19 protein-coding genes are annotated in these 24586 nt (G+C 74.4%); 12 read left to right on the forward strand and 7 right to left on the reverse strand.

The features are described 5' to 3' along the window. Nucleotides 1-49: 49 nt before the first annotated feature. Together OHS17_RS19130 and OHS17_RS19135 are read left to right on the forward strand one after the other, a co-directional pair. On the forward strand, nucleotides 50-571 hold the full coding sequence (locus OHS17_RS19130; protein ID WP_330313165.1) for an EF-hand domain-containing protein: 522 nt from the start codon (nucleotides 50-52) through the stop codon (nucleotides 569-571). Nucleotides 572-955: 384 nt separating this feature from the next. Then, nucleotides 956-1426, forward strand: a complete 471-nt coding sequence (locus tag OHS17_RS19135; RefSeq protein ID WP_026171298.1) for an ATP-binding protein — start codon at nucleotides 956-958, stop codon at nucleotides 1424-1426. A 3-nt stretch (nucleotides 1427-1429) separates the two neighbouring features. Here the strand turns inward: OHS17_RS19135 and OHS17_RS19140 are convergent, their stop codons facing one another. After that, nucleotides 1430-2422 carry a GlxA family transcriptional regulator gene (locus OHS17_RS19140; RefSeq protein WP_330313166.1) on the reverse strand — a complete coding sequence of 331 codons (993 nt, stop codon included), beginning with the start codon at nucleotides 2420-2422 and terminating at the stop codon, nucleotides 1430-1432. A gap of 103 nt (nucleotides 2423-2525) precedes the next feature. Here OHS17_RS19140 and OHS17_RS19145 point away from each other — a divergent pair, with 103 nt between their 5' ends. The 3 genes from OHS17_RS19145 to OHS17_RS19155 all read left to right on the forward strand — a co-directional run bounded on the left by OHS17_RS19145 (nucleotide 2526) and on the right by OHS17_RS19155 (nucleotide 6313). Then, the gene (locus OHS17_RS19145) at nucleotides 2526-3806 is read left to right on the forward strand and encodes an MFS transporter (RefSeq protein WP_330313167.1); all 1281 of its coding nucleotides are present in this window, start codon (nucleotides 2526-2528) and stop codon (nucleotides 3804-3806) included. Nucleotides 3807-3995: 189 nt separating this feature from the next. Then, nucleotides 3996-5312: an MFS transporter gene (locus OHS17_RS19150; RefSeq protein WP_330313168.1), complete on the forward strand. Its 1317-nt coding sequence runs from the start codon at nucleotides 3996-3998 to the stop codon at nucleotides 5310-5312. A gap of 23 nt (nucleotides 5313-5335) precedes the next feature. Then, nucleotides 5336-6313 (forward strand): hypothetical protein, encoded by a 978-nt coding sequence (locus OHS17_RS19155; RefSeq protein ID WP_330313169.1) that lies wholly within the window; start codon nucleotides 5336-5338, stop codon nucleotides 6311-6313. A 3-nt stretch (nucleotides 6314-6316) separates the two neighbouring features. On the opposite strand, the gene OHS17_RS19160 is transcribed toward OHS17_RS19155, so the two are convergent. Next, nucleotides 6317-7507 (reverse strand): flavin-containing monooxygenase, encoded by a 1191-nt coding sequence (locus OHS17_RS19160; protein ID WP_330313170.1) that lies wholly within the window; start codon nucleotides 7505-7507, stop codon nucleotides 6317-6319. Nucleotides 7508-7682: 175 nt separating this feature from the next. On the opposite strand from OHS17_RS19160, the gene OHS17_RS19165 reads away from it, so the two are divergent. Next, nucleotides 7683-8465, forward strand: a complete 783-nt coding sequence (locus OHS17_RS19165) for a thioesterase family protein (RefSeq protein WP_330313171.1) — start codon at nucleotides 7683-7685, stop codon at nucleotides 8463-8465. A gap of 6 nt (nucleotides 8466-8471) precedes the next feature. On the opposite strand, the gene OHS17_RS19170 is transcribed toward OHS17_RS19165, so the two are convergent. The 5 genes from OHS17_RS19170 to OHS17_RS19190 form a co-directional block, all read right to left on the reverse strand. Then, nucleotides 8472-10553: an ATP-binding protein gene (locus OHS17_RS19170; protein WP_330313172.1), complete on the reverse strand. Its 2082-nt coding sequence runs from the start codon at nucleotides 10551-10553 to the stop codon at nucleotides 8472-8474. After that, nucleotides 10550-11260 (reverse strand): DUF4255 domain-containing protein, encoded by a 711-nt coding sequence (locus tag OHS17_RS19175; RefSeq protein ID WP_330313173.1) that lies wholly within the window; start codon nucleotides 11258-11260, stop codon nucleotides 10550-10552. Before OHS17_RS19175 ends, OHS17_RS19170 begins: the two co-directional genes overlap by 4 nt. Then, nucleotides 11257-14391 (reverse strand): hypothetical protein, encoded by a 3135-nt coding sequence (locus OHS17_RS19180; RefSeq protein ID WP_330315296.1) that lies wholly within the window; start codon nucleotides 14389-14391, stop codon nucleotides 11257-11259. Before OHS17_RS19180 ends, OHS17_RS19175 begins: the two co-directional genes overlap by 4 nt. A gap of 172 nt (nucleotides 14392-14563) precedes the next feature. Further along, complete coding sequence (locus tag OHS17_RS19185; protein ID WP_443066141.1) at nucleotides 14564-15964, reverse strand: eCIS core domain-containing protein; 1401 nt, start codon at nucleotides 15962-15964, stop codon at nucleotides 14564-14566. 162 nt (nucleotides 15965-16126) lie between these two features. Further along, nucleotides 16127-16849, reverse strand: a complete 723-nt coding sequence (locus OHS17_RS19190) for a helix-turn-helix transcriptional regulator (protein WP_330313174.1) — start codon at nucleotides 16847-16849, stop codon at nucleotides 16127-16129. Between the two features lie 224 nt (nucleotides 16850-17073). Between OHS17_RS19190 and OHS17_RS19195 the strand changes: the two genes are divergently transcribed. The 6 genes from OHS17_RS19195 to OHS17_RS19220 all read left to right on the forward strand — a co-directional run bounded on the left by OHS17_RS19195 (nucleotide 17074) and on the right by OHS17_RS19220 (nucleotide 24583). Beyond that, nucleotides 17074-18378 carry a COG1470 family protein gene (locus OHS17_RS19195; RefSeq protein ID WP_330315298.1) on the forward strand — a complete coding sequence of 435 codons (1305 nt, stop codon included), beginning with the start codon at nucleotides 17074-17076 and terminating at the stop codon, nucleotides 18376-18378. A gap of 468 nt (nucleotides 18379-18846) precedes the next feature. Next, entirely contained in the window at nucleotides 18847-20373 is a 1527-nt protein-coding gene (locus OHS17_RS19200; RefSeq protein ID WP_161206926.1) for a phage tail sheath family protein, read from the forward strand. A gap of 65 nt (nucleotides 20374-20438) precedes the next feature. Beyond that, nucleotides 20439-20879, forward strand: coding sequence for a phage tail protein (locus OHS17_RS19205; protein ID WP_018101393.1), 441 nt, complete (start codon nucleotides 20439-20441; stop codon nucleotides 20877-20879). Then, nucleotides 20876-21370 carry a hypothetical protein gene (locus tag OHS17_RS19210; RefSeq protein WP_330313175.1) on the forward strand — a complete coding sequence of 165 codons (495 nt, stop codon included), beginning with the start codon at nucleotides 20876-20878 and terminating at the stop codon, nucleotides 21368-21370. Before OHS17_RS19205 ends, OHS17_RS19210 begins: the two co-directional genes overlap by 4 nt. Beyond that, entirely contained in the window at nucleotides 21367-21525 is a 159-nt protein-coding gene (locus tag OHS17_RS19215) for a DUF6760 family protein (RefSeq protein WP_018101391.1), read from the forward strand. Before OHS17_RS19210 ends, OHS17_RS19215 begins: the two co-directional genes overlap by 4 nt. Before the next feature lie 4 nt (nucleotides 21526-21529). Then, a complete protein-coding gene (locus tag OHS17_RS19220) occupies nucleotides 21530-24583 on the forward strand; it encodes a hypothetical protein (RefSeq protein ID WP_330313176.1) in 3054 nt (1017 codons plus the stop codon). The last annotated feature ends 3 nt before the right edge of the window (nucleotides 24584-24586 follow it).

Raw genomic sequence — 24586 nt, forward strand, 5'->3', positions numbered from 1 at the left:
GAGCCCGGTAAGTGACACGTGACGCCCGAAGGCGTCGTACGCTCCCCGCATGGACAGCGCAGAGTATGAGCGCAAGATCGCCTTCCGCTTCGCCGCCTTCGACCAGGACGGCAACGGATACATCGATCGCGCGGATTTCAACGCCGCCGCGGCCCGTCTGCTCACCGAGTTCGGTACGACGGCCCGCTGCGACAAGGGCCAGGCGCTCTACAACGGCGCCGAGGCGTTCTGGCAGGGCATGGCGGGCATCGCCGACGTGGACGGGGACCAGCGCGTCACCCGTGAGGAGTTCGTGGGCGGCGCGGTCAAGCGGCTGCGCGACAACCCGGAGCGCTTCGCGGAGATCGCCCGCCCGTTCCTGCGCGCGGCGCTCGCGGTGGCGGCCGGGCCGTCCGGCGGGAACCGGGCACCGGTGCCGGCCGTGGAGCGGGCCCTGAGAGTCCTCGGCGCCAGCCCGGACGCGGCGGCGTTCGCCGCGCAGAGCCTGGACACGGACCGGGACGGCGGGGTCGTGGAGGAGGACGCGGTGGCCGCGCTGGCGGCGTACGTGACGGTCATCGAGCCGGACTAGGGCGCGACGCCCGGGGGCACCGGGCCCCCGGGCGTGACGCAGCGCTACGACCGGTCACCGATACCGGCTTGTGTCCTTTGCGTGATTCGTCACGGCGTGGAGTCGGCGCCCGGCTCGGGTACCCTCCGTGGGATGCGAGTGGTTCTGGAACCTGTCGGTCCGGACGCGGCCTCCGAGGCGCGTCGGGTCCGGGTGAGGTGCTGTTCGACTCCCCGCAATGTGCGTCGCACAGTATGCACTACGGGTACTCCTTCGCGCTGGAATATGCCCGAAGCGCTTGTTGCGGTGACTGTACGTCAACCATGCTGTCGTGCAAGGGAATCACGTTCCGTGACCCTTTGGAGGCGCGAGGCGATGTGTCCGCCGGTTCGGATGGTGTGAGCGGTGCAGGTGCTTCAGGTTCAGTTGGAGGTCGGGCCCGACCCCGCGGAGGTCGGACGGGCCCGCAGATGGGCGCGCTCACGGCTCGCCGGTTCCGGTGTGAGGGACGACGAGCCGCTGGCCGAGACCCTCATCCTGCTCATCTCGGAGCTGGTGACCAACGCGGTCGTGCACACCGGCTGTCCGGCCGTGCTGCGCATGCTCTTCGGCCCGACGGGCGCCCCGGGCGGCGCCGGGACCGTGCGCGTCGAGGTGGCCGACGCCAGCTGCCGCCCGCCGCAGCAGCGGCACGCGCGGGGTGAGGACACCGGCGGCCGGGGCCTGGAGCTGGTTGACGGCCTCGCCGACCGCTGGGGCTGGCAGCCGGAGGGCGCGGGCAAGCGGATCTGGTGCGAGGTGGACCGCAGCGTCCCGCTGATCCAGGGCCGGCTCCAGCCCGGCGCGCACGGCGCCGAGCCGAGCCACGCGGTCTAGGCCCTAGGCCCGGTTCCCCGCCGTCGAGCGGAACGTGCGGCGGTACACCGTCGGTGAGACGCCCAGCGCCGCCTGGAGGTGCTGCCGCAGCGACGTGGAGGTGCCGAAGCCGGCGTCCCGGGCGACCTGGTCGATGGACAGGTCCGTGGACTCCAGGAGCCGGCGCGCCAGCTCCACGCGCTGCTGGGTGAGCCACTGCACGGGGCTGACGCCGACCTCCTCGCGGAACCGCCGGGTGAACGTCCGTACGCTCATCGCCTCCTGCTGGGCCATGTCCCGCAGCAGGATCGGCTGCTCCAGCCGGGCCAGCGCCCAGGCCCGCGCGGTCGTCGTCGTGGCGAACTGGGTGTCCGGCACGGGCCGCTGGATGTACTGCGCCTGGCCCCCGTCCCGGTGCGGCGGCACGACCGTGCGCCGGGCGACGTCATTGGCGACGGCGGTCCCGTGGTCGCGCCGCACCATGTGCAGGCAGAGGTCGATCCCGGCGGCGACTCCGGCGGACGTCAGTACGTCCCCGTCGTCGATGAACAGGACGTCCGGGTCGACGCGGACGCGGGGGAAGAGCCGCTGGAAGTGGTCGGCGGAGGCCCAGTGCGTGGTGGCGGGGCGCCCGTCCAGACAGCCGGCGGCGGCCAGGACGTAGCTGCCGGTGCAGATGGACACCATCCGGGTGCCCGGCCGGATGTACGCGAACGCGGCGGCCAGCTCGTCGGACAGTCGCCCCTCGCTGTGGACGGGTCCCAGCTCGTAACTGGCCGGAATGACGACCGTGTCGGCCGTGGCGAGCGCCTCGGGCCCGTGCCCGACCATGATCGAGAAGTCCGCGTCGGTGTGGACCGGCCCCGGCGGCCGGACCGAGCACGTCACGACGTCGTACAGCTTCCGCGCCCGGTCCCGCTGCTCCACGGGGCGGGCGAGCCCGAAAATCCTCTGGGGGATGCCCAGTTCGAAGGGGAGCAGCCCGTCGAGGGCGAGAACGACGACCCGGTGCGGCACAGCGGACTCCCTTCGGCCGGCAAGGGCCCGCGAAAAGCCCCTAGCTGGTATAGACCATAAGCTGATACATGTCATCGGTGTGAAGGAAAAGTCAGCAGACTCCGTGTGCATTCCCGCCACGGACCCCCAGGCCGCCGCCCTCGGCGGCCCGTCCCCTCTCCCGCCCCTGCCGCCTCTGTTCGAGGAGTCCGGCAGGCAGCTCTGGAACCGTAACTTCAGGCTGTTCTTCGTCGCCCGCACGGCCGCCGTCTTCGGCGACGGCATGATCCCCGTCGCCCTCACCGCGGGGCTCCTCGGTGCCGGCCGCCCGGCCTCCTCGGTCGGTTACGCGCTGGCCTGCTGGATGGGCCCGCTCGCCGTGTTCGTCCTCTTCGGCGGGGTCCTCGCGGACCGGTTCACGCCGCGCCGCATGATGATCATCGCCGACGTGCTCCGGTTCGCCGGCGCCTCCGTGCTCGCCGTGGCCTTCGCGGCCGGCAACCCGCCGCTCTGGGCGGTGTACGCGCTGAGCTCGGTCGCCGGTGTCGGCGCCGCCCTGTTCCAGCCGGGCGTCGCGTCCACCGTGCCGCGCGTCGCCCCGGACGTGCAGCGCGCCAACGCCACGCTGCGCGTGTCCGAGGCGCTGATGACCATGGCGGGCCCCGCCTTCGCGGGCGTCCTCGTCGGCCTGGCGAGCGCGGGCGCGGTGTACGCCGCCAACGCCTCGACCTTCCTGGTCTCCGGGGCGTGCCTCTTCCTGCTCCGGCTGGCCCCGGCCCCCTCGGACGAGGCGCCGCGCGGTTCGTTCCTCGCCGAGCTTGTTGACGGCTGGCGGGAGTTCACCGCGCGCAGCTGGCTCTGGGGCGTGATCGCCGTCTGGACGGTGTACGGCTTCGCCGTGCTCGGCCCGATGCTCCCGCTCACCGCCGTCCGGGTCACCGAGGCGCACGGCTCGGGGACGTACGGCGCGATGATGGCGGTGAACGGCGCGGGCAGCGTCGTCGGCGGGCTGCTCGCCCTGCGCCTGCGCCCGCGCCGCCCCCTCGCGGCGGGCGCCGTCGCGCTCACCGGCGTCTGCGCGAACCTCGTGGTGCTGGGCCTCGGGCTCTCCGTACCGGCCCTGGGCGCGGGCCAGTTCGTGGCGGGCGCGGCCTCCGCGTTCTGGCTGGTGATGTGGTCCACCACGGTCCAGACCCACGTACCGCCCGAATCCCTCAACCGCCTGCACGCGTACGACGTCGCCGGGTCGCTGCTCATGGTGGCGGCGGGCCGTGCCCTTGCGGGCCCGCTCGCGGACCAACTGGGGGCGCCGGAGGTGCTGTTCGCCGGTGCGGTGGTCAACATCCTGGCGGTGGGCGTGCTGCTCGCGGCCCGCCCGATCCGCCGCCTGGAACGGATCGGCTGAGGTCCGGGGGCTCCGCCCCCGGGCCCCCGCTCCTCAATCGCCGGAGGGGCTTGATTGCGCCGCGCCGCCACTTTCAGCCTCGCCGGCGTTTGAGGCGCGGGGTCCGGGGCTGGAGGGTGGCCCGATCCCTGCGAACCGTGGCCATCGGGCCACTCGTGGGGGAGGGCGCCGGGCCCGGATGCTGGGCGGGTGAATCCGACAACCGAGAGCGTCGCTCCCGTCGCCCCCGCGCCCAACGCCCCCGGGAAGCCCGGCCGGTGGCGTATCCACCGTGCCTGGATCGTCGCCGCCGTCACCTTCGTGACGATCATCGGCGGGGCCGCCTTCAACTCCCTGCCCGGGCTCCTCTTCGACCCGCTCCAGGACGAGTTCGGCTGGTCGCGCGGGCAGATCGGGCTCGCCGTCTCGATCGACATGGCGCTGTACGGGCTCACCGCGCCGTTCGCCGCCGCGCTGATGGACCGGTTCGGTATCCGGCGGGTGGTGGCCGTGGCGCTGACCATGGTCGCGGCCGGGGCGCTGGCGAGTGTGTGGATGACGGCGGCCTGGCAGCTGATGCTCTACTGGGGCCTCCTCGTGGGGCTCGGCACGGGTTCGATGGCGCTGGCGTTCTCCGCGACGGTCACCAACCGCTGGTTCACCGCCCGGCGCGGTCTGGTGACCGGTGTCCTCACCGCCGCCGGGGCCTCGGGCCAGCTGGTCTTCCTCCCGCTCTGCGCGTGGATCGTGGACCGGCACGGCTGGCGCCCGGCGTCGGTGACCGTGGCGCTGGCGGCCCTGGTCGTCGTCCCGTTCGTGTGGCTCCTGATGCGCGACCACCCGGCCGACGTGGGGCTCGCCCCGTACGGCGGGGAGTACACCGAGAAGCCGGCGCCCGCGCGGGGGGCGGCGGGCCGGACCGTGCGGGTGCTGTTCGACGCGGCGCGCACGGGGCCGTTCTGGCTGCTGGCCGGGTCCTTCGCGATCTGCGGCGCCTCCACCAACGGCCTGATCCGTACGCACTTCGTGCCCTCGGCGCACGACCACCACATGCCGATCACCGCGGCGGCGTCGCTCCTCGCGGTCATCGGGATCTTCGACATCATCGGCACGGTGTTCTCCGGCTGGCTCACCGACCGCTTCGACGCGCGTCGCCTGCTGGCGGTGTACTACGGGCTGCGCGGGATCTCGCTGCTGTTCCTGCCGCTCCTGATGCAGGCCACGGTGGAGCCGCCGATGGTCTTCTTCATCGTCTTCTACGGCCTGGACTGGGTCGCCACGGTCCCCCCGACCCTGGCCCTGTGCCGCGAGCAGTACGGCGACGACAGCGCGATCGTCTTCGGCTGGGTCCTGGCGTCGCACCAGGTGGGCGCGGCACTGGTCGCTTTCCTGGGCGGGGTGGCGCGGGACTACTTCGGTACGTATGACGTGGTCTGGTACGCGGCGGGGGCGATGTGCGCCGTGGCGACGCTGATGGTGCTGGTGATCCGGCGGGTCCGGGGGCCGGTGTCTGCGGCGCTGGTGTGACAATCGCCCCGGAGGGGGCTCTTATGTCGAGGAACACCGTGTGGGACACGCGCAGGCCGTGGGGGAACTGGCGACCGGCGAAGGTGCCGGTCGGGCCGCCGCCCGTGTGGTCGGAGCGATTGGTCGTGGCGGGGGCGGCGGCGCTGTACGTGGGCCTGATGCTCGCCTTCGAGGTGTACGCCTTCGCGGAAGCCACCTTCGAGAACTGGGCGCCGTCGGAGGGGATCGGGGGTGGCTTGCTCATGCTGCCGTTCTCCCTGTGCTGTGGTGTCCCGGTCGCTCTGTGGGTGAACCTGGCGGTCGTGCTGCCCGTGGTCTGGGCGGCCCGCCGGGTGAGCGGCCGGCTGCACGGGCGGGACGCCTGGTGGTGGGTGCCGGCGATCGCCGTGGTTCCGGCCGCCCTGATCACGATCGTCGTCGCGGTCACGCTGCACCCCGGGCCCGCCCCCCTGGCCCTGACCTGCCTGGCGGGAGAAGCGCTGATCGCCGGGCCCGCCCTCCTGGCACGGGAGGCAGGGCTGCACGGGAGGCGGCTCCATCCGCGCATTTTCGGCTACGGGGCGGTGGCGGTGGCGGTCGTGTTCGGCATCGGCATGACGGCGTTCCGGATCGGGCTCCTCACCGAGTACCGCCCGCCGCAGGTCAACGCGGCCCTCCTGGCGGGTACCTGGACCGACGGGCACGGTGGCACCCTGCGGCTGGACGCCGACGGCTCGGCCCGCGCCGAGGGCCTGACGGACCACGAATCCGCGTACGCGGACAACGCGGACGCCGACCGCGCGAAGTACCGCTGCACGGGCCCGGGCGCCTGGGTGTACGAACCCGGGGATGCCACGACCTGGGACCAGCGCCTGAACGTGAGCATCGAGCGCTGCGGCTTCGACGACTTCAACGAGTACGTCGACTCCGGCTGGCTGATCAGCGGCACGCCCGAGCACCCGAAGCTGGTCCGCCTGTACGGCGACCTGGACGCCCCGGGGGTGTACACCCTCACCCGCTGACCCTCAACGCCCCTTGCGGGCAACCCGCTTCGCGATCCGTTCCGCGTCCCGGGCCAGTTCGCGGAGCATGCCGCTGATGGGGTTCGTGAAGCCGGTGAAGTACAGGCCGGGGGCCTGCTTCGGGGTGCGGGGGCCGTGGGTCACCGGGCGGCCGCGGTCGTCCAGGACGTCGAGGTGGCCGAGCAGGGGTTCCAGGGCGCGGACGTAGCCGGTGGCCGCGATCACGACGTCCGGGGTGGCCCGGGTGCCGTCCGCGAGGACCACCGCGTCCTTGTCGAACGACTCGACGGCCGCCACGGGTTGCACCCGGCCGCGCTTCACCGCGTCGATCAGGCCGACGTCCTGGACCGGGATCGCGCCCTCCTTGACGCGGGAGTACAGGCCCGTGTCGGGGCGGGGCAGCCCGTGCTCCGACAGGTCCGGCACGGCGGCGCGGGCCATCAGGCGGCCCGCCCGGTCCACCAGGGCGACGGGCAGCCTGCGGACCAGGATGCCGGTGGCCTGCGCGGGCCAGCCCGCCGTGGAGCGGCGCACGATGTGCGGAACGGTGCGCACCGCGAGCCGTACGCGCGAGGCGCCGCCCTCCACGAGGTCGACGGCGATCTCCGCGCCCGTGTTGCCGACGCCGACGACCAGGACGTCCTTGCCCGCGTACGGGGCCGGGGAGCGGTAGTCCGAGGCGTGCAGCAGCTCCCCGGTGAACGTCTCGCGGCCCGGCCAGTCCGGCAGCCGCGGGGTGTGGTTGAAGCCGGTGGCGACGACGACGGCGCGGCCGGTCAGCTCGCGGCCGCCGCTCGCGCTCAGCCGCCAGCCGGTGCCGTCCGCCGCGCGGTCGATCCGGGAGACCTCGACGCCGGTGATCACTTCCAGCTCGTGGTGCTCGGCGTACTTCTCCAGGTACCGCACGACGTTGTCGCGGGCGACCCAGCGGCCGAACTTCCTCGGCATCGGGAGCCCCGGCAGCGCGGACCAGCGCCGGGTGGTGTGCAGGTGCAGCCGGTCGTAGTGGCCCCGCCAGGACGCGCCGACGGCCCCGGACTTCTCCAGGACGACCGCCCGGACGCCCCGCGCGCGCAGGGCGGCCGCCGCGGCCAGTCCGCCCGGGCCGCCGCCGATGACGTAGACGGGGCGGTCCTCGGTGAGGTCGGTGGGGGCCGGGGAGGTGCTACCGGCGGTAGGTGCGCTGTCGGACATGCTTCGGAGCGTAATCGCGCGACTGCTTGATGGGTCTCGGTCAAGACCGGAATCGATTGCGAATTGATCACGCTCGAACGCGGGTGCGGGGCGCGGCACCCGCGCGCGGGCCGGAACGCCCCCGGTGGCACGCTGGGGGGTGCCCGATCCGTACGGCCGTGAGGGAAGCGATCCGTTGAACACCGGCAGCTACTACGAGCGCATCGACGCCCACCGCTACAAGCCGACCGCCCACGCGAGCGGCGCGTGGAGCACGGACGAGGTGCACTTCAGCCCGTTCGGCGGGCTCCTGGTCCACGCCGTCGAGCGGCACCTCGCGGAGCGGCCCGGCGAGCGGCTGCTGCTGTCCCGGATCAGCTTCGACATCCTCGGGCGGCTCGCCCTGGACGAGTGCGAGATCCGCGTCGAGACCGTCCGCCCCGGCCGCACCATCGAGCTGGTGGAGGCCGTCGCCCTCATCGCGGGCCGCCCGGTCGTCCGGGCCAGGGCCTGGTCGCTCGCCCCCGTCGACACCACCGAGGTCGCCGACGGCGAGGACGACCGGCTCACCCCGCCCGAGGCGCTCGCCCCCTGGCCGATGGCCGATCTCTGGCCCGGCGGCTACATCGCCTCGCTCGACGTCCGCCCGCTCGCCCCGCCGCTGCCCGGCCGCACCACCGCCTGGATCTCCACCCCGCTCGACCTGGTCGCGGGCGAGAGCGCCGGGCCGCTGGCCTCGTACGTGGCGCTCGTGGACACCGCCAACGGCATCGCCGTACGCGAGCAGCCCACCGAGTGGATGTTCCCCAACGTGGACCTGACGATCCATCTGCACCGCCAGCCCGAGGGCCGCTGGACCGGGCTCGACACCACGGTCGTCTTCGGCCCCACCGGACAGGGCCTGACCAGCACGGTCCTGCACGACGTCCACGGCCCGGTCGGCCGGGCGGAGCAGATCCTGACGGTCCGCCCGCTCTGAGGGCCCTCAGCGCTTCCTGCGCTCCAGCCACGGGCCGAACTCGCTCTCCAGGACCAGGCGTCCGAGCTTCCGGTACTCCGCTAGGACCGCGCCCACCAGCTGCCCGGTGTCCAGCGGGCGGCCCGATTCCGCCGCCTGGTACGCGGCGGTCACCGCGCACGCGCGGATCGAGCCGCCGGTCAGCTCGAACCTGTCCGCGCACGTCTGCAGGTCGAGGTCCGGGGCGCGGGGGACCTCCGTACCGAGGCAGCGTTCCCAGAGGGCCAGGCGTTGCTGCGCGTCCGGTACGGGGAAGTCGGCGACCACGTCCAGGCGGCGGGTGAACGCCTCGTCCAGGTTGGCCCGCAGATTGGTCGTGAGGACGGCGATGCCGTCGAAGGACTCGACGCGCTGGAGCAGGTACGCCGACTCGACGTTCGCGTGCCGGTCCTGCGCGTCCTTGACCTGCGAGCGCTTCCCGAAGACGGCGTCCGCCTCGTCGAACAGCAGCACCGCGTTGACCTCGGACGCCTCCACGAAGATCCGTTCCAGGTTCTTCTCGGTCTCCCCGACGTACTTGTCGACCACGGACGACAGGTCGACCACGTACAGCTCCATGCCCAGGTCCGCCGCGACGACCTCGGCCGACATGGTCTTGCCCGTCCCGGACTCCCCGGCGAACAGCGCGACGATGCCCCGCCCCCGGCCGCCGCCCGGCCGCATCCGCCACCGCCCGAGCACCTGGTCGCGGTGGCGGGCGCGCAGGGCCAGGTCGGAGAGCTGGCGGCGGGTCGCCGGGGGCAGCACCAGGTCGTCCCAGCCGACGGTGGGCTCGATGCGCCGGGCGAGGCGGGCGAGCCCCGCGCCGTTCTGCGCCCGGACGGCGGTCCGCAGGTCGGCGGCGGCCACCGGGCGGTCCTCCTGCGCGGCCAGCCGGGCGGCCACGTCGGCGGCCCGGCGGATCTGGCCGGAGTCCAGCCGGTACGCCCGGGTCGCGTCCGCGAGCAGGGCGTCGGCCTCCTCCGTCCCGGCGGCGAGCCCGGCGGCGGCACCGGCCCCGGTGAGCGCGCCGCGCCACCGCCGTACCGCGTCCGCCGGGTCCGGCGGCGGGACCGCGACCGTCACCGGGCTCTCCCCGGCCCACAACGGGTCCCAGTGCTTCCGCCCGTACACGAGCAACGGCGAGCCGCCGCCGACCGCCGCGCACAGCGCCCCGAGGAGCGCGGCGCCCTTGGGCTGTTCCGGCGCCAGCGTCTCCAGCGGGCCGAGGACCAGCCCGCCGCCGCTCAGCCGGGCCTCGGTGGCCAGCATCCGGGCGGCGTGCGCCGGTTCGGGCGCCGCCGCCAGGGCCGCCGGGTCCACGACGAGCGGGCGCAGCCCGGACGCGGCGAGCGCGCCGACGGCGAGACGGGCCGGGTCGCCGCCCCGGTCCAGCAGATGCGTGAACCCGCTCCCGGTCCCGGCCGCCGCCGCGACGCGCCGGGTGACCGGGCCGTCGTCCGGCTCCCCGTCCGGGCCCGCCACCCGGACCAGCCCGTGCAGCCGGGCGTCCACCCCGTCGTCGCCGAGGAGATGCGCGGTGATCCGGTCCGGGACGCGCAGCACCCGGGAGAGCAGGGGGCGTTCGGGCTCCAGCACCTCCACGAGCCCGGCCGCGACGAGCGGCGCGGACGGGGCGAACCGGAACCGGCCGGGGCCCGCGCCGGGCAGCCCGCACAGTTCGAGGGCCAGCCCGATCGTGGCGCGGCGCCGGGTCAGGTCGTCGTTGAGATACCCGTACAGCCGCTCGAACCGCGCGTCGACGTCCGGCGCCATGGCGACGAGCAGCAGCTCCACGTCGGGCCCGGTCAGCCCGAACCGGGCGGCCAGCTCCGCGATCCGCCCCTGCTCGGCGGGTGGTTCGGACCCGAGGTCCGGTACGGGGAGGAACGCGTCGCGCGAGTCCAGGACGCGCTCGACACCGGCGGGCGTGAGGTACTGCCCCCGCAGCGGATCGTCCGGCGCGGGGTCCCCTTCGTGCCGCAGCGCGACGGCGACCCGCACCCGCCGCTCGACGTGCCCGAGCCGTTCCCAGAGCTCGGCGAGGGGGAGCTGCTGAGCGGTGGTCACCGGGCGACCCCGCCCCCGCGCTTCCGCCGCCCCGGGGGCAGTTGGCGCTCCCGTTCCGCCGCGAAGCCCTCGCCGGACGCGTCCGTGGGGCCTTCGTAGCGCAGGCGGCGGCCCGGGTCGGTCGCTCTGCCGTCCACGGCGGCGGCCGTGCGGACGAGCAGGCCCTCCGTGACCGGCGGACCGGCGGGCTCCACCTCGCCGGATAGCGGGGCCCATACGCGTACGTCGATCGCGGCCTTCAGCTCGCCGCCCAGCGCGGACCAGACGTCCACCGTGGACGGGCGGTCGCCCGAGCCCGCCGACGCGGCCTCCATCTCGACCGTGAGGGCGAGGTCGGCGAGGCTGCCCGTGAGCATCCGCGCGGGCAGCGCGCGGGTGCGGATCAGGCAGCGCAACACCTCGGAGAGCAGGCGGTGTTCGTCCTGGGGGCGGTTGGTCCACGCCGTCACCAGGTACGTCAGCTCGAACCAGCGCGGGGGCTCGCGGCGGCCGGTGACCAGGCCCTCCGCGTCGTACTCCTCCGACGTGCCGCTGCGGCGGCGCGTCGCGTCCTCGCGGATGCCGTACAGGAAGACGCTGACCGTGGGCGCGTTGCGGCGGGCGGACCAGTCCTTCGTCGGGGCGTCGAAGACCAGGTCCACGCCGCTGTCCTCAAGGCCCGCGTCCACCAGCAACAGCCGCAGCGCCTCGTCCACTTCGTGGATCACCGGCGCCCCATCTCGTCCGGCGGGACCAGGTTGCCCGTCACCACGAGGAAGTCCGTCTTCACCGGCGAGAAGCCGGGGCCCGACGCGGTGATCGTGCGCGGCCCGGTCCGGTCCTTGACCAGGATCAAAAGCTGGGCGATGAACGTGCCGTCACGGCCCGGCAGGGTGGGCGCGGCGGCGGCCGTGATCCCGGGCTTCCAGGCCAGCTTCACGGGCACCCCGGGCGGGAAGTCCTTGCCGCGCACCGAGGTGACGAACCCGGGCTTGCCGATCTCCGGCACGGAGATGATCCGGGGCTGGAGGATGCGCAGCGGGATCCGCGACACGTTGTCGCCCCGGTCCGCGTCGGTGCCGGTGGTCGTCAGCGTGGCGGTGATCCGGGTCCTGACGGCGTGGTTGGGGGCGAGCACGACCCGCAGGACCGAGGAGGCGCCCGGTGCCAGGTCGGGCAGCGCGCACACCTCGCCGGTGCAGCCCGCCGGGAGCGTCGCCACGGGGATGCCGGAGGGCAGCCCGAGCCGCAGGCGGAGACCGGTGGCGAGGGCGTTCTCGCCGTTGCGGACGGTGTACGTGACCACGACCCGGCCGCCGACATAGCCCGGGCTGGGCTGCGCGCGGACGACGACACCGGGACCGGCCTCGGGCGCGGGCGCCGGCGGCTGCGCGGGCGGCTGTGCGGCCGGGGGCGGCAGCTTGGGCGGGGTCGCCGGTCCGGAGGGCGGCGGGCTGGGCGGGTCGGGCAGGGTGCGCACCCGTATGGAGGTGCCGGTGGCGTTGTCCGTGGGGTTCGGGTCCACGACCGCCCCGTTGACCGACCAGCCGAGCTCCCAGGGGCCGTTGGTGACGCCGATGAGCCGCACGGTGACCGGCACCTCGTCGCCGGGCGCCAGCACCCCGAGGTCGCAGGCCGGGGAGTCCTCGGCGCACGGGCCCGCGGGCGTGGTCATGCCGTCCAGCCGGACGCCCGGCGGGAGGTCGGCGACCAGGGTGGTGCCGGGGGAGGAGGCCGGGCCGTTGTTGGTGACGGTGACCGTGACGGTCACCGAGGAGCCGGTCTCGACGGTGGGCGCGGTGGGCGGCGCGGTGACGGCCAGGTCCACCTTCTGCTGGAACGCGGGCTCCTTCTGGCGGCCGGGCAGCTCCGCGGTGAGCGGGGTCAGGGTGCCGGTGGCCAGGTCGAGTTCGGACAGCTGCTCCGGGGAGCTGGGCGCCCGGCCCCGGCGGTGGCTGAGGACCAGCCGGGAGGCGTCCGGCGACCAGGCCACGTCACGCGGCTGGTACGGGCCGGTCGTCTCGACGTCCGGGATCGGCGCGGCGCACGCGGTGGGGTCGTTGCTCCGGCCGGCCGGCAGGACGACCCGGCAGTCCGTCCCGTCCGGCGCGACGACGACGACGCTGGCGCGCTGGTTGATCTGGTCCGCGCGGTCCTTGCGGTTGAAGGCGACCGACCTGCCGTCGGGCGAGAAGGCGGGGCTGTCGTCGATGACCTTGCACTCGCCCGGGCAGCCGCCGGCGCGGCTGAGGTCCCGCTGCTGCTCCAGCGCCTTCACCGGGGCGGTCCAGACGTGCTTGATGCCGCCGAGGCCCCGGATGACCTCGGCCCGGGTGAACGCCAGCAGGGTGCCGTCCGAGGACCAGGCGGGCTGCGCGTCGGCGCCGGTGACCTCGCCCTGGGGCGGGACGACCTCGCCGGTGATGCGCCCGGAGGCCACGTCCGCGACGAGTACCCGGCTGCTCCAGGAGCCGTCCGTGCCGGGCGTGGACCGGGTGAACGCGAGCTGCGTGCCGTCCGGCGAGAACGAGGGGTCGGTGTCGCGGTCCCGGGGGCCGCGCCCGTCCAGCTTCATGGCCGACGGGTGCGTCCCGTCGGTGTCGGCGAGCCAGATCCGCTGGACCCGCTGCCCGTCGATGGTCTCGAACCGGGTCACGGCGATCCGGCGCCCGTCGGGTGTGTACGTCTGCCGCTCGGTCCAGGGGTCGTAGCCCTCGCCCGGGTGGAACAGCGGGTCGTCGGCGGGGTCGTCGCTGGTGTTGGTCTTCGCCGCGGGGTCCTCGCGCAGGACGTCGATCCGGAGGTCGCGCGGGTCGGAGCCGTCCTGCCGCATGTCCTGGAGCGTGACGAGGGCGGCGTCCTTCGTGGTCCTGCGGGTGACGATCACGGACCAGGAGCCGGGGGTGCCGAGCACCGCCGGGGGCCCCACCTCGCGGTCCTCGTCGAGCACCATCTGCGGGGCCGGGTCGGCGAGCGACGGGATCCGGTAGACGTGGTCGTAGACGGAGCAGCCGCAGTCCGTGTTGGGGCTGAGGAAGAGCAGGCCCTCGCCGTCGGGCAGCCAGGCCGAGGAGCGGGAGCCCCAGTCGTTGCCGAGAGCGGTCAGCACGGGCCGGGCGGTCCCGGGTCCGTCGGTGACCCGCAGCCGGTGCCCGGTGTCCGTGTCGGAGGCGGGCTCGACGTGCAGCGTGTACGAGACGCGGGACCGGTGCACGTCGTCGTTCACCGGGTTCCACTCGGGCTCGTCCGCGTCGCCCTCCGCGCTGTCGCTGAGGCAGGTCACCGGACCGCCGTCCAGGTCGCGTGCGTAGATCTGGGTGCCGGGCTCGGGGCCGCCGTCGCTCGCGTACGCGATGCGCTTGCCGTCCGGGGAGAGCGTCGGGTGCGTCTCGTCCGCCGGGGTGTCCGTCAGCTGCCGGGGCTTCGCGGACCCGTCGGCGGGCACCGACCACAGGTCCCGGCGGCCGCCGTTCCCGGGCGCGTCGAAGACCACGGTCCGGCCGTCCCGGGAGAGTTCGGGATGTGCGGCGTCCATGCCGGTGGTCAGCCGCCGTACGGTGCCGTCCGCGCCGCGCACGTACACCTGGGGGCGGATCTCGTCCCGGAGGCTGGTGAAGACGAGCGCGTCGCCCCGCCCGTAGGCGTCCTGGTCGTAGTGGGCCGGGCCGCCCCCGAACAGGTCCGCGGTGGCATTCTGCGCCGTGACCCGGCCGAGGCTGCGGTGCCCCGTACCGGCGAAGGCGATCCGCCCGGTGTCGGTCACCGCCTTCGACGCGGCGGCGGCCGGCTGGGCGCCCTGCGGGGCGGACACGGAGCCCGCCACCAGCAACGGCGTCAGCAGCACCACGGCACCGCACATCCGGCGCAGCCGGGCACCCCTCGCCGGGCCAGCAGGACCGCCCACGGTCCACCTCACAGTCTGGGTCGATGGCTCTCCACCACGAGCATCCCGCCGAAGGGCGCGCCCGGACAGGGCCCGGAGTACCGGAAACGGGGAAGCCCGGGTGCCCTTTGGGGCTGCCGCGGTCCCGTCAGGTCAGCTGCGTCGTGCCGTAGGTCTGGGCGACGAAGTTGAAGCGCAGCTTGAACTGGGCGAACCAGTTGTCGCCGGCCTGCGGGGACAGCGGCTGCCGCCACCACTTCATCCGGGTCTGCGGGAAACGCTCCTGCTCGGTCGGCTGGGGGTCACCGAGGTAGAGCGCGTGGGCGTTCCAGCCGAGCATGTGCGCACCCCGCACCCGCTCGGCGACGTCACCGGAGGACATCGCGGTCAGGGCGTCGAGGACATGCTCCACCGTCATACCCGGCGCGTTGCTCAGCGACGTGGTGATCCCGGCCGCGTGGGCCAGGCTCTCGATGAGCTCGATGTGCGGCTGCCCGTCTTCGGCGATCCGGATGACCAGGGTGAATCCGTGCCCCGCGTACTCGATGCGGAACACCGACTGCAGGCCCTCCGACCATGCCTCCCGGATCGAGTCCGTCAGGGTGTGCACCGCCGCCTGGAACTCCTGGATGTCGGCGGCCTTCTCCGGGTTGGGCCCCTGCCGGGGCGGGTTCACGGCGGGGTCGGTCAGCACCGGGAAGAGATCGTGTGCGGTGGGGAAGCACGCCGCGTACTCGATCGGGTCCTTGAGGTTGCTGTCCAGGATCTCGGGCGCGATGTCGTGCGCGCCCATCGGGTCGTAGGCGGGATCGAGCAGGGCGTTGATCACGTTCTCGCTCGTCGTGCCGATCCTGGCGGCCAGTTCACCGATCTGCGCCCCGTACTGGCCGAGGCCCGCCGCGATGTTCCGGCCCATGGTCTGCTGCGGCGCCCGCTGGACGACGCCGTCCCCGGCCGTGTGGGCGTGCTCGTGCGCGTGGCCCTCGTGCGCGGCCGGGGCCGCGCCCCGCATCACCCGGTGCGCGTTGGCCTCGGCCGCCCGCTCGAAGCGGTCGGAGGGGTCGGAGACCCGCAGTCCGGAGCCGTTGTCGCTGCCGGAGACGGGCCCCTGCCGCTGCTGGATGACGTGGGTCAGCTCATGGGCCAGCGTGTGCTTGTCGGCGCCGCCCTCGCCGATGACGACGTGGTGGCCGCTGGTGTAGGCGCGGGCCCCGACCCCGGCGGCGGACGCGCGGGCCGCCGCGTCGTCGTGGACGCGTACGTCCGAGAAGTCCGCGCCGAGCCGGGACTCCATCTCCGCGCGCAGCGAGGCCTCCAGCGGCCTGCCGCTGCCGTTCAGCACGTCGTGGACGGCCGAGCGCTGCACGGCGGGCTGCTCCGGGGCCGCCCCCTGCGCCTGTCCGGCCCGCCGCAGCAGGTGCAGGGCGGCCGCGTTGCCCAGGGTCCGCTGGACCTCCAGGAGTTCGGCCCGTTCGACGGGCGCCGGGCCGCGCGCTGGGGCGGACCTGGTCTCGGCGGTCCGGTCGGTACGGTGCTCACGCTGGGACAATGGTCTGCCTTTCCACGAACGGTTCACCGCCACCAGACCGGTCCGCCCCGGTCCGGGGCAAGGGGCACCGGGGCAGACCCCGGGACGGGGGCCCCGGCCGGACGGCCGCCGCCAGGCACCGAGGGGGCAACCGCAGCTGCCCTCCCGGTACCGGACGGTGCGTCAGATGAGGCCGTGCCGCATCGCGTACCCCACCGCGTGTGCCCGGTTGCGCAGGTTGAGGCGGGTCGCGACCTCGTGCAGCACGTTCTTGACGGTGCGCTCGGAGTACGAGGTCTTCTGCGCGATCTCCGCCGTGCCGTAGCCCTCCGACACCAGCCGGATCATCTCCGCCTCCCGGGTCGTGAGCGTGGACAGCGAGAGGCCCCGCGGGTCCAGGACCGAGCGGTGCAGGCTGCTGACGTGGTCGATGAGCTTGCCGAGGAGGTCCCCGGGAAGGACCCCCTCGCCCTTCGCGATGGCCGTCACCAGATGGACCAGCCGGTCCTGGTCGGCCTCCCCGCGCCGCAGCACGGCGGCCACCCCGTATTCGATGAGCGTCTGGAGGGCGCCCGCCTCGAAGTAGCCGACGACCAGGCCGGTCCGGGTCGCCGTGTTGCGCTGGAGGCGGTGCAGGAGCTGGACGGCGGGCTCGTTCACCATGTCCACCACCACCAGGGAGACCTGGGCCCGGTCCGCCTCCGCCTCCGGGATCAGGTCGATCTCCGGTCGCAGGCGCAGCTGTTGCACCACCCCGGTCCGGAGGATCAGGTCCTCCGCGTACACCGCCACCGAGACCCGGCCGGACGCCGGGGCGGGTATGCCCGGCGCGGGCTGCTCGGGCGGGGAGAGGGCGCGGTGTGCCGCCGCCCCCGTCGTCGTCATGTCTGTCGTGATCGTGGTCATGTGCTCGTCCTTCTGGGCCGCTTCCGCCGAATTCCGCAACATCCGGTGCCGTACGCGTACGTCACGCGCGGGCAGGGCGACCTGGCCCGGGGATGCGGTGCGGGCATCCGGCGCGGGTGTGCCCCCGGGGCACCGCCCCTGCCCGCACATTGCCCTCGCGCCCCTGCTGCCGGGGACACGGTGCGGCCTAACGTCGCAGGGTGACCACATCTGCCGAACTCGCAATGCCCACGGTGACGGTGACGCCCGGCGCCGAAGCGACGACCACGCTCACCGTGCGCAACGACGGCGACATCGTCGAGGCGTACACCCTCGACGTGGTCGGCGACTGTGCGGCGTGGACCACGGTGGAGCCGGCCCGGGTCTCCCTCTACCCCGGCACCTCCGAGACCGTCACGGTGCGCTTCGCGCCGCCCCGGTCCCACGAGGTCCGCGCCGGTGAGAAGCCTTTGGGTATACGGGTGTTGCCCGCCGAGCACCCCGAGTCGGTGACCGTCCCCGAGATGACGGTGGTGGTCGAGCCGTTCCACGAGCTGCGCGCCCGCCTGGAACCGGGGCGCCGCCGCGGCTGGCTGGGGGCCCGCTTCCGTACCGTCGTGCAGAACCTGGGGAACGCTCCCACGGAGGTCGCGCTCGCGGGCCGGCAGCAGGGCGAGGAACTGCGCCTCGCGTTCACCCCGGAGCGCCGGAAGCTGGAGCCGGGCGAGTCCGCCGAGGCGGGGCTCAAGGTCCGGGCCCGCAAGCTGATCTGGTTCGGCGCGCCGGCCGCCTGGCCGTTCGAGGTGGTGGCCGGGGAGCCGGAGGACGCCGGGGCCGAGAACCCCCGGCAGGGCGGACCGGAGCCGCTTCAGGGCGAGTTCGCCCAGATCCCGGTGTTCCCGAAGTGGCTGCTGATCCTGCTCGCGGCGATCCTCGCGCTGCTGCTCGCCTGGTTCGCGCTGGTGCGCCCGGCCGTCCGCTCCACCGCCAAGGAGGCGGGCGCCAAGGCCGCCCAGGAGGAGAACCGGCAGCCCCGGCAGGGCGGTTCGGCTTCGGGCGGCGGGCAGCAGGACCCCCAGGGCAAGGGGGAGGCGTCGGGCGGCGCCGACGGGTCCGGCGGTGCGACGGGCGGCTCCGGCTCGACCGGTGGCAGCGGCGGCGGCTCGGGCGGCGGCGGGAACCCGCAGCAGATGTCCGAGACCATCGACGTGCAGACCGCTCCCGGGGGCCGGAAGACCGGTACCTATGTGGTTCCGGAAGGCAAGACTTTCGGGGTCACGGACATCGTCGTCGCGAATTTCCAGGGCGACGAGGGGCTGCTGACGATCTCCTTCGGGCAGCGGAAGATCACCACCATTGCCCTGGAGACGTTCAGGAACCAGGACTATCACTGGGTCACCCCCATTCAGATTCAGGAGAAGGCCGCAGTCACCGTTTCTGTGACCTGCGCAAAGCCTGGGACTCCGGCCACCGGTAAGCAGGCTTCCGGATGTCACCAAGTGCTCAATGTCAGCGGTGAGCTGACCGATGTCTCACCGGACGAACGATAGCGCCGGGTCCTCTTCCATTCATTCCGGACGTGTGAACAGACGGGTTTCCCACCTGCGTGGATGCGCCACCTGGCGTTCATTCGGATGTGTCCCTCCACACACCTTGACACGCCCGGAGCGACTGGACGCGTAAATGTGCGGAGTGCGGGCAGCCGGTGAATCGGGGTGACACCCGGGTGATTCCCGGGCATTTCCGGAAACGGCGAATGGACTGGACCACTTCCGGTCCGGCCGGGCGGAGTGGATCGGGCCGCCTCGGGTTGCCCCGGGCGACCGTGGAAATCCAGCCGAATCCGCTGGGAGCCCGGGTAGTTTCTGGCTGAAATTAATCGGCGGCGTGAGACGTGCCCGGGCGGGCCCGGAAAGGCAGTGGCCCTGCCCCCGGGCCAGGACTTTGGGGCCTACTGCCCGTGCGTACGTGCGGGCAAGACTGGGCGGGCGAACGTCTGACCAGCCGAAGGAGCGAGCATGCCGTCGTACCTCACCCCAGGTGTATACGTGGAGGAGGTGCAGTCCGGAGCACGGCCCATCGAGGGTGTCGGCACCGCGGTCGCCGCCTTCGTCGGCTTCGCGGAGACCGGTCCCTTCCACCGGCCGACGCTGGTGACCAGCTGGGACCAGTACGTTTCGTCGTTCGGCACCTTCACCCCGGACACGTATCTGACGCTCGCCGTCCACGGGTTCTTCAGCAACGGCGGCGGCGCCGCGTACATCGTGCGCATCGGCGGCCCCGCCGAGGACGCGCCGCAGGGCGACGCTCCCGCGACGGCCCCCTCCGTGGCCGTCGGCGGCTTCCTGGTCTCGGCCCGGCCGGGCGCCGGCGACGGGATCTCCATCGAGGTCGCCGACGCCGAGGGCGAGAACCCGCCGGAGGACCGCTTCCGCCTGCTGGTCCGTCAGGGCGGCAAGGTCGTGGAGACCTTCGACACCTCCGTACGCAAGAACGTCAAGGGCTACCTGGTCACCCAGGCCCGCCAGTCGAAGCTCATCGAGGTCACCGAGCAGCCCGGCACGGCGCAGTCCCGCCCGGAGAAGCAGAGCCTCACCCTCGCGCCCGCCACCCCGGACGCGTCCACCACCGGCCGGACCGGCCCCACCGAGTACGTGGGCGACGCGTCGGCGCGTACCGGCATCGCGGCCCTCGAGGCGATCGACGAGATCACCATGGTCGCCGTCCCCGACCTGATGAGCGCCCACCAGCGCGGCGACATCGACGACGAGGGCGTCCGCGCCGTACAGCTCGCCCTCATCGCGCACTGCGAGCAGATGGGCGACCGGGTCGCCGTCCTGGACACCCCGCCCGGCATGAACGCCCAGCGCGTCCGCACCTGGCGCAACGACGACGCCGGCTACGACTCGCGCTACGCGACCGTGTACTACCCCTGGCTCAAGGTCCTCGACCCGGCCACCGGCCGCCAGACCCTGATGCCCCCGAGCGGCCACGTCGCCGGTGTCTGGGCTCGCAGCGACGGCGAGCGCGGGGTGCACAAGGCGCCCGCCAACGAGGTCATCCGGGGCGCGCTCGACCTCGAACTCCGCCTCAGCCGGGGCGAGCAGGACCTCCTCAACCCGATCGGCGTCAACTGCGTGCGCGCGTTCCCCGGCCGGGGCATCCGGATCTGGGGCGCCCGCACCCTCTCCTCCGACCCGGCCTGGCGCTACCTCAACGTCCGCCGGCTCTTCAACTACCTGGAGGAGTCCATCCTCCTGGGCACCCAGTGGGTCGTGTTCGAGCCCAACGACGACCGCCTCTGGTCGAGCATCCGGCGCAACGTCACCGCGTTCCTCTCCGAGGAGTGGCGCCGGGGCGCGCTCTTCGGCCGTACGGCGGAGGAGGCGTTCTACGTCAAGTGCGACCGGGACAACAACCCGCAGGAGTCCATCGACCTCGGCCAGGTCGTCTGCGAGATCGGTGTCGCGCCCGTGAAGCCGGCGGAGTTCGTCGTCTTCCGCCTCTCCCAGTTCTCGGACAGCACGAGCCTCGTGGACGAGTGACCGCAGCCCTCTCCCGCAGCAACTCAGCAGACGACGACAGCGAACGGAACAGGTGACACACAGTCATGGCAGAGGGCGACGCTCTTTCCACCCACGTCTTCGGCGTGCAGCTCGGCGGCTATCTCGTGGAGTCCATCCAGGAGATCAGCGGCCTCACCGTCGAGGAGGAGGTGGTGGAGGTCCGGCAGGTGACCTCCACCGGCAAGCAGATCATCCGCAAGCAGCCCGGCGCGCGGCAGGCCGGCGAGGTGACGATCACCCGGGGACTCGATAAGAGCAGCGAGTTCACCAAGTGGATCAAGGAGACGCTGAACAACGGCGCCGTCGACACCGCGCGGCAGAACCTCACCATCGAGATCAAGGACTCGAAGGGTGACACCGTCCGCCGCATCCAGCTGATGCAGGGCTGGGCCAGCCGCTGGGAGGGCCCCTCGCTGAAGGCCGGCGAGTCCAGCGCGGCGACCGAGACGGTGACCATCACCTTCGAGGAGATCGTGGTCGAATGAGGCGCAGGACCGTTTCCGGCGGCGGCCTCGAAGAGGTCCTGGACAGCCTCGCCGCCGCCGCGCCGGCGCCGGCCGAGGCCGCCCCGGCCCCCGCACCCACCCCGGCCCCGGCCGCCGCGCGCCGTCCCGACGAGTTCGACTTCGAGCTGCCGCGCGGGTACCTGGACGACGAGGGCCGGACCCACCGGACCGGCACCATGCGGCTCGCCACCGCCCGCGACGAGCTGCGTCCGCAGATCGACCTCCGGGTCAAGGAGAACCCCGCGTACCTGAGCGTGGTCCTCCTCAGCCAGGTCATCACCCGTCTCGGCACGATCACCGACGTGCACGCCGGGGTGGTCGAGCGGATGTACGCGACCGACGTGGCGTTCCTCCAGGACTTCTACCGCCGCATCAACAGCGAGGGCCACACCCACGCGGCGGTCACCTGCCCGCTGTGCCAGGGCTCGTTCGAGGTGGACCTGTCGGGTGAGCGCCTGGGGGAATCGTGACGTACGCGCCTTCCCGGCTGCGGGAGGAGATCGCGTACATCGCCTACCACTTCCACTGGCAGCGCGAGGAGATCCTCGACCTCACCCATGGTGAGCGGCAGGAATGGGTGAGGGAGATAGCGCGGATCAACACCCGCGTGAACGAGAGCGGGTGAGGGCGTGGAGTTGAGGGGCTGGTTCCGGCGTGGGCCCGCGAGCGGGCCGGAGTCCGGGGAGGCATCGGCCGCTCCGGACCCGGGAGCGGCCGAGACCTCCCCGCGTCCCGGTGGTCCCGGTGCTGACTGGGACGGCGGGTGGCGCCGGGTCGCGCCGCCGACGGTGACCGTCGCCCGGTCCTCGATCGGCGTCAGCGACGGCCTCCGCTTCCGCTCCCGCCTCGCGTCCTGGCAGAACGTGGCCTACAGCGACGGCGGCCTGGGCCACGCGGTGCTCCCGTCCGCCCCGGTGGGGCTCGTGCACGGCGTGGCCCGGACCCCGGGCACCCCGCGTACCGCGCCCTCGGGGGCGCCGTTGGTGCTGCGCGCGGCTGCGCCTTCGGCGCCCGAGGGCGCCGATACGGGTACGGACCCGGGGCCCACGCCCCCCGGCCCCGGTACGCAGGCCCCGCCGGCGCCCCGGCGTGTCGTCCGGGCCGTCTCCGGCTCGGCGTCCCGCGCCTCCGGCCCCGCCGTGCCGCCGGTGGAGAACCCCGCCCCGGTACGCGCCCGGCGCACCGCGCCCCCGCTGATCGTCGCGCGCCGCCCGGCGAAGGACACCCCGCGCACGGTGTCGGCCGTCCCGTCGTCCGGGGTGCCCGCGCCGGTGGTCCAGCGCCGGACGGACGCACCGGGGGCCCCGGCCGGACCTGGGGTACGGCCTGCTCCGGGCGGGCCCTCGCCCGAACTGCCCTCCATGGACGCCCCCTCGGCCCCGCCCGCCGCTGCGGACTCGCAGCCTTCCGGGCCCGACCTGCCGGTGGTCCAGCGCCGGGCGGACGCGTCCGCCGCCGACCCGGGCGGGCCTGTGGCACGTCCTGCGCCGGGCGCGCCCTCGGGCGACCGGCCCGCCGTGGACGCCCCCTCGGCCCCGCCCGCCGCCGGGCCGGAGCGCCGGGCGGACGCGTCCGCCGTACGCCCGACCCTGGACGGGCAGCCGCCGGTGGCGCTGGACCACGGGCCTGCCGTGCCCGTGGTCCAGCGCCAGGCGGACCGTTCCGGCGCCTCGGAGCAGCCCATGCCGGGCGGGCCTGAGCTGCCGGTGGTGCAACGGCAGGCGGACACGTCCGCCGGTCCGTCCGTGCGTCCGACGCCGGACGGGCAGCCGCCGGTGGCGGTGCCGGGTGGTCCTCCCGTGCCGGTGGTCCGGCGTGAGGCGGACGCCTCCGGAGTTCCGGCCGGGCCCGAACTGCCGGTGGTGCAGCGTCAGGCGGACGCACCCGCGTCTGCCGGTCCGGCGGCCGGTCCCGTTGTACGTCCGACTCTGGATGGGGAGCCGCCGGTGGCGGGCCCGGGTGGTCCTGCCGCGCCGGTGGTGCAGCGGCAGGTGGACGCGTCCGCGTCCCACGGTTCGACGGCCGGTCCTGTCGTACGTCCGACTCTGGATGGGCGGTCGCCCGTAGCGGCCCCGGGGAGCCCCGGCCTGCCGGAGGTCCGGCGTGAGGCGGACGCCTCCGGAGTTCCGGCCGGGCCCGAACTGCCGGTGGTGCAGCGGCAGGCGGACGCACCCGCGTCTGGCGGTCCGGCGGCCGACCCCGTCGTGCGTCCGACGCTGGACGGGCAGCCGCCGGTGGCGGCCCCGGGCGGTCCCGCGCAGGCGGTGGTCCAGCGTCAGGAGGGCGCCTCCGGAGTTCCGGCCGGGCCCGAACTGCCGGTGGTGCAGCGTCAGGCGGACGCACCCGCGTCTGGCGGTCCGGCGGCCGACCCCGTCGTGCGTCCGACGCTGGACGCGCAGCCGCCCGTGGTGGCCCCGGGCGGCCCCGGCCTGCCCGTGGTCCAGCGCCAGGCGGACGCTTCGAGCGCCCCCCTCCTCCCGGTGGTGCAGCGGCACATGGACGCGCCCGCCGGTCCGGCGGACGGTCCCGTGCGGCCTCCCGTGGCGGCCCCGGCCGCCCCCGTCCGGCGCCAGGCGGATGCCTCCGCCGCCCCGGTCCGCCCCACCCTGGGCAAGCCCCTGCGCGAACTCCCCGCAGGAGCGGCCCCCTTCGCCCCGTCCGCCCGCGAGGCGGGCCCCGCGCACCCGGCCCCGCGCACCCCGCCCAGCGCCCCCGGCTCCCACGCCCGCTCCCGGGGCGGACTCGGCGCGCCCCTGTCCGCCCTCCCGCCGACCGCGGGCACCGCGAGGGATGCCGCGCGCCCGGCGCAGCCCGGTCTCGCCGCGCCCTCCGCGATGCCCCTGCGCACCGCCCCCGCCGCGCCACCCGTTGTCCAACGCACCCCGGAGGGGCAACGCACCCCGGAGACGCCCACCGCGCCGCCCGTCATCCAACGCACCCCGGAAGGCCCCGTCCGCGTCCGGCCCGCCCCGCGCCCCGCCCCCGTCCAGCGCTCCCGCGCGCTCCTCGCCGCGCGGACCCTCGTCGTGAGCACCGGGGCCGCCGAAGGGTTCACCGCGCGCGAAGCCGCCGCGTCCCGGCCCGTCGTACCGGCCACCTGGCGGCGCGACACCCCGCGCGCGGAGACCGCTCCCGGCGCCCCGGCCGCCTCCGTCGTCCAGCGGGTCGCCGCCGACCCCGTCGCCGCGCCCCGCCCGCACGCGCCGCTCCCGGCCCGGTCCGCCGCGCCGCAGGAGCCCCCCGTACCGGCCGGGCTCGAACCGCGGCCCGCGCCCCGGGGCCCCGTCGTCCGCCCGCACCCGTCCGGCGGCCCCGCTACCCCCGTACAGCGCCTCGCGATGCCGGTCGCGGCGGAGCCCGGTGCGCCCGCCGCGGGGCCCGAGCCGGAGGGGGGCGCGCCCTCCGTACCGCAGCCCCGCGCCGTACGGCCGAAGGCCCCGCAGGCCGACGCGCAGGCGGTTCAGCGGGCCGTCGCCCACCACGGCCTCGCAGGCGTGCCGGTCACCGTCGTCCAGCGGCAGCCCGCCCAGGCCCCCGCGCCCGAGCGGCCCGCCGAGCCCGCCCCGGACGTGGACGTCGAAGACCTCGCCCGACGCCTCATCGACCCCGTCGCCCGGCTCCTCCGGGCGGACCTGCGGCGGGGCCGCGAACGTTCCGGACGCCCGTACGACGGCCGGCGCTGAGAG

Origin of the sequence: Streptomyces sp. NBC_00523 (assembly GCF_036346615.1) — a bacterium.
In the GTDB taxonomy this organism is placed as follows: Bacteria; Actinomycetota; Actinomycetes; order Streptomycetales; family Streptomycetaceae; genus Streptomyces.

Coding starts and splice junctions, on each gene's coding strand:
- OHS17_RS19155 (WP_330313169.1), top strand. CDS start 5,336: ATGTCGAGGAACACCGTGTGGGACACGCGCAGGCCGTGGGGGAACTGG.
- OHS17_RS19200 (WP_161206926.1), top strand. CDS start 18,847: ATGCCGTCGTACCTCACCCCAGGTGTATACGTGGAGGAGGTGCAGTCC.
- OHS17_RS19195 (WP_330315298.1), top strand. CDS start 17,074: ATGCCCACGGTGACGGTGACGCCCGGCGCCGAAGCGACGACCACGCTC.
- OHS17_RS19180 (WP_330315296.1), bottom strand. CDS start 14,391: ATGTGCGGTGCCGTGGTGCTGCTGACGCCGTTGCTGGTGGCGGGCTCC.
- OHS17_RS19210 (WP_330313175.1), top strand. CDS start 20,876: ATGAGGCGCAGGACCGTTTCCGGCGGCGGCCTCGAAGAGGTCCTGGAC.
- OHS17_RS19205 (WP_018101393.1), top strand. CDS start 20,439: ATGGCAGAGGGCGACGCTCTTTCCACCCACGTCTTCGGCGTGCAGCTC.
- OHS17_RS19130 (WP_330313165.1), top strand. CDS start 50: ATGGACAGCGCAGAGTATGAGCGCAAGATCGCCTTCCGCTTCGCCGCC.
- OHS17_RS19160 (WP_330313170.1), bottom strand. CDS start 7,507: ATGTCCGACAGCGCACCTACCGCCGGTAGCACCTCCCCGGCCCCCACC.
- OHS17_RS19190 (WP_330313174.1), bottom strand. CDS start 16,849: ATGACCACGATCACGACAGACATGACGACGACGGGGGCGGCGGCACAC.